The 3,133-nt window shown below is 71.6% G+C and carries 4 protein-coding genes and 1 pseudogene; 1 reads left to right on the forward strand and 4 read right to left on the reverse strand.

Translation table 11 applies throughout. The annotated features are described in order from the left end of the window. The 3 genes from G6028_RS16385 to G6028_RS16395 form a co-directional block, all read right to left on the reverse strand. The coding region (locus G6028_RS16385; RefSeq protein ID WP_241730841.1) for a lysoplasmalogenase family protein at positions 1 to 635 on the reverse strand (635 nt) is incomplete at its 3' end. A 31-nt stretch (positions 636 to 666) separates the two neighbouring features. After that, positions 667 to 1,224 carry an orotate phosphoribosyltransferase gene (gene pyrE / locus G6028_RS16390; RefSeq protein ID WP_182659504.1) on the reverse strand — a complete coding sequence of 186 codons (558 nt, stop codon included), beginning with the start codon at positions 1,222 to 1,224 and terminating at the stop codon, positions 667 to 669. A gap of 167 nt (positions 1,225 to 1,391) precedes the next feature. Then, complete coding sequence (locus tag G6028_RS16395) at positions 1,392 to 1,943, reverse strand: hypothetical protein (protein ID WP_182659505.1); 552 nt, start codon at positions 1,941 to 1,943, stop codon at positions 1,392 to 1,394. A 159-nt stretch (positions 1,944 to 2,102) separates the two neighbouring features. Between G6028_RS16395 and G6028_RS16400 the strand changes: the two genes are divergently transcribed. Further along, the gene (locus G6028_RS16400) at positions 2,103 to 2,822 is read left to right on the forward strand and encodes a hypothetical protein (protein WP_182659506.1); all 720 of its coding nucleotides are present in this window, start codon (positions 2,103 to 2,105) and stop codon (positions 2,820 to 2,822) included. A gap of 68 nt (positions 2,823 to 2,890) precedes the next feature. Here the strand turns inward: G6028_RS16400 and G6028_RS16405 are convergent. Continuing rightward, positions 2,891 to 3,133 (reverse strand): annotated as a pseudogene (locus G6028_RS16405) (hypothetical protein); the annotation flags it as partial.

Genomic DNA, 3,133 nt, shown 5'->3' on the forward strand with positions numbered 1-3,133 from the left:
ACGGCCAACACCGAGGCGCCGGGCCCGGACCGACGATCGACCGAGGTGGCCAGCGCCGACAGGGCCGCCAGCAGCCCCCCGTACGCGGCCAGTGGGGCGTTGGCCCGGTCCTCGGACAGCAGGATCGCACCGGCGGCGCCGGCCACCACCCCGTGGACCGCCGACTGGACCGGCTTGAACCTCAGACCCGACCGGAGCATCAGCCCGCCGAGCGCGAGATGCCCCACCCCGAACGCCGCCGCGCCCGAGACCAGGCGCGCCTTCGACCGGCTCGCATGTCCACCGCCGAGCATGAGGATCACGTCGCCGGTGGTGTACGCAGCGCCGGTGACCGAGAGCAGTGCGGTGTCGACGGGGCCGAGGCCACCACTACCCGCCCCCGCGCCTCCCTGGGCGCCCTCACGCAGAGCGATGGTCAGCGCCGCCGGGACGATGAGCGGCTTGCAGAGCTTCTCCAGCGGGCCGAATCCGGTCGCCTTGGCCACCTCCGTGCCCGCGGCCGCAGCGAGGAACGCGGGCCCCTCCGGGCGGGAGGTGTCCATGAGCGAGAGCACCCGCTCCCGCAGCGCCTGCGCCAGGACGGTGGGGAAAGCCCTCGCCGTCGTCCTATCGGACGCCGTCCCCTCGGTCGTCATGCGTCTCGTCGTCGTCCACTCGGCGGTCATGTCACTCCAGTCCCAGGTCGGTCAGACCGAGCAGGGCGCGGTACTCCACGCCCTCGGCCCGGATCACGTCATCGGCGCCGGTGGCGCGGTCGACGACGGTCGCCACGCCCACCACCTCGGCGCCGGCCTCGCGCAGGGCGGCCACCGCGGTGAGCGGGGAGTTGCCGGTGGTCGTGGTGTCCTCGACGACGAGGACCCGCTTCCCCACGATGTCCGGCCCCTCGATCCGGCGCTGCATCCCGTGCTTCTTGGCCTCTTTGCGGACGACGAACGCGTCGATCGGCCGGCCCCGCGCGTGCATGATCGCCGTGGCGACCGGGTCGGCGCCGAGGGTCAGTCCGCCGACCGCCTCGAAGTCCCAGTCGTCGGTCAGTTCACGCAGCAGACGGCCGATGAGCGGCGACGCCTCGTGGTGCAGGGTCGCGCGTCGCAGGTCCACGTAGTAGTCGGCCTCGCGGCCCGAGGAGAGGGTGACTCGGCCGTGGACGACGGCGAGCTCGGCGACCAGCTCGGCCAGGCGCGCTTTGGCGGTCGAGTCGACGGTGGCGGGGACGGACATCGGGCTCCTCTGATCGGCCGCGACGGTGGCTGCGGCGACGGTATCGGTACCGGGGTCGACTCTAGACGCGCGCCACGACAGAACACGACAGAAGGAGGACGGGCCGGTCGCGTGATGCGACCGGCCCGTCCTCCTTCAGCTCGAGGCCACGCTCAAGCCAGTGACGATCAGGGGTCCAGGGGGTCCCCGTTGTCCTCAGCCGGCGGCTCCTCCTCGACCGGTGGCTCCGGATCGACGGGGTCCGTACCACTGCTGCCCAGCGAGCCGAGAGACCCGGTCGCGAGGCTGCCGCTGTCCTCGGGGATGACGACCGGCGGGGGCCACCCCTCCTCGAAGGCAGACCACGCGTAGAGCTGGCCGGTGCCCTGCGCGGCGGCGGAGTTGGTGCCCTGCGCGCACATCGTGAAGTAACCGACCAGATCCGAACCGCGGGGCTGGGTGGCCGGCGGCCCGAGTGCGATCGTCCGGGTGACGGTCTGCCCGTTGGTCACCGCGAACGAACCGGTCGTGCCGTACAGCCCCTCGACCTTGGCCCTGGTGTTCTGCTCGGTGATCTGCGAGCGCAGCTGGACGGCTTCGCTCGCCATGTCCCCGAGGCTGCCCTGCGGGAAGAACTTGGTGAGCGGCCACAGCGGCATGGTGATCGTCGACCCCGACGCCGTGATGCTGACCATCTCGGCCCTGACGTTCTGGTAGCGCGAGTAGTACAGCGCCGACATCTCCACGACGGGCGCCGTCGAGACCGTACCGCCGGGCCGCGCACCCGCGACCGTGTCCTGGTTCGGTGCCTCGCAGAAGACGGGACGGGCAACACCATCAACTCGGGCCTGCAGAAGAACAACAACCAGTCGTTCCAGCTGCCCGAGGTCACCTTCAGCATGCGTGCGCCGAACACGCCGAGTCAGCAGATCGTCTTCGGCCTTGCCGGGGCGGGGGCCACCGCCGCCACGGATGCGGCGTCGACGCAGTTCCAGTACACCCGAGGGACCACTGCGGGCGGCACCGGCACCACCGGCGCCCAGGTCGAGTGCGCTGTGAGCGCCAATGCCGCCGCGCTCACCACCACCACGATCACCAACGCCCCGTGGGTTCCGTTCGAGTGGAACACCAACCTGAACGTCCAGGCCCAGCCCGGCACCCTCGACGAGGATTCGCTCGCGGTCAACGTGGTCACCTCGTTCGTTCGGCCCGCGAACAACTTCCCCGAGGGAACGATGGTCTCGATCCTCCGTGACGGTGTCGAGGTCGGGGAGGTCGCCATGCCGGCGTCCGGCACCACTGTCTCGTTCCCGGACGACATTCCGCGTACGGCCGACACCCAGGTGTACCGCTACACGGCCGTGGTGAACAACACCGACGCGCTCGGCGACACGTGGGTCGGCGCGACCGCGACCTCGTCGCCCGTCATCGTCACCGGGACCAACCCCGGTGCCGGCGGCGGGGGCGGTACCGGTTCGCTGGATCCCGGTTCCGTGGTCAACCCGATCGACGGCGCCATCGGCGGCTCGCTCACCTCGAGCCTGTCCGACTCGGCCGGATACGACGTCGCCCCGCTGTCGAGCCCGACCGTCACCGGTCTCCTGAGCTCCGCCAGCTGACACACCCCACATCAGCGAGAGGACCCGTCCGCGCATCCGGCGCGGGCGGGTCCTCTCGTTGCGGAAGGTCAGTCCCGGATATCCGGCGGCAGCTGGAGGCGGGTGGTCTGCTCGACGTCCGGTTCCACGCCCGGGCGCTCACGACCGGAGCCCGTGCCGGTCGAGGCCGCAGCCGACGGCTCCGCGTCCGACGCCTCCTCGTCCGGCTCCGCACGGCGATGTTTGCCGCGTCCGGCCCGTGGGGGCGCGGGTGTCACCTCGGGCCGGAGCCACACGGGGGTCTGGTCGTCCACCGGCTGCGCGTCCGATGG

The sequence above is a fragment of the Dietzia cercidiphylli genome, from assembly GCF_014145145.1.
Taxonomy (GTDB): domain Bacteria; phylum Actinomycetota; class Actinomycetes; order Mycobacteriales; family Mycobacteriaceae; genus Dietzia; species Dietzia natronolimnaea.